Source organism: Mesorhizobium sp. M7A.F.Ca.MR.362.00.0.0 (genome assembly GCF_004023175.1).
In the GTDB taxonomy this organism is placed as follows: domain Bacteria; phylum Pseudomonadota; class Alphaproteobacteria; order Rhizobiales; family Rhizobiaceae; genus Mesorhizobium.
The window spans coordinates 1-1,098 of record NZ_RZTF01000782.1 but is presented as its reverse complement, the minus strand read 5'-3'; the positions used below and the strand labels follow the sequence as shown (position 1 = coordinate 1,098).

Genomic DNA, 1,098 nt, shown 5'->3' with positions numbered 1-1,098 from the left:
CATCGACTGGAAGGAGGTCGCCTGGTCGGCCTGGATCGAGCCGGTCAGCCGGCCGGTGTCCTGCTGCGGGAAGAACCCCTTGGGGATGGTGACGTAGAGATATCCGTTGAGGCAGAGCGTCGCGGCGAGCACTGCCATGACCAGCAGCGGGTTATCCAGCGCCCAGGACAGCGACCGGCGGTAGCCTGCCAGCATGGCGTCGAAGACGCGCTCGCTGAAGCGGTAGAGGCGGCCGTGCGTGCGTTCCCCTTCGGGGCGCAGCAGGATCGAGCACATCATCGGCGTGGTGGTCAGCGAAACGGCGAGCGAGACCAGGATTGCGGCCGACAGCGTGATGGCGAATTCGCGGAACAGCCGGCCGACAATGCCGCCCATCAGCAGGATGGGGATGAAGACGGCGATCAGCGACAGGCTCATCGACAGCACGGTGAAGCCCACCTCCTGCGCACCCTTGATCGCCGCTTCGATGCGACCCATGCCGGCCGAGATGTGGCGGGAGATGTTCTCCAGCACGACGATTGCGTCGTCGACGACGAAGCCGGTGGCGACCGTCAGCGCCATCAGCGACAGATTGTCGATGCTGAAGCCGAGCAGGTACATGGCGCCCAGCGTGCCGACCAGCGACACCGGCACCGCCACAACAGGCACCAGTGCGGAGCGCACGTCGCGCAGGAAGGCGAAGACGACCAGGATCACCAGGCCTATGGCGATCATCAGCGTCTGTGCGACTTCCCAGAGCGAGGCGCGGATGGTGGTCGAGCGGTCGACCGCCAGCGACAGGTCGATGGCCGGCGAGATCGCAGCCCGCAGCGAGGGCATCAGCGCCTTCACCCGGTCCACCGTGGCGATGATGTTGGCGTTGGGTGAGCGGTTGAGGATGATCAGCACGCCCGGCTTGCCATCGACCAGACCGGCATTGCGGATGTTCTCGACAGAATCGTTGACCTGACTGGCGTCGGAAAGCCGCACCGGCGCGCCGTTGCGATAGGCTACCACCAGCGAGCGATAGGCGTCCGCATGGTTGGCTTGGTCGTTGGCGTATATCTGATAGCGCTGCGAGCCGAAATCGATGGCGCCCTTCGGACTGTGGGCATTGGC

The 1,098-nt window shown here is 65.3% G+C and carries 1 protein-coding gene; it reads right to left on the bottom strand.

Features of this window, described 5'->3' with window-relative positions:
* The coding region (locus EOC06_RS37655; RefSeq protein WP_164899013.1) for an efflux RND transporter permease subunit at positions 1-1,098 on the bottom strand (1,098 nt) is incomplete at both ends.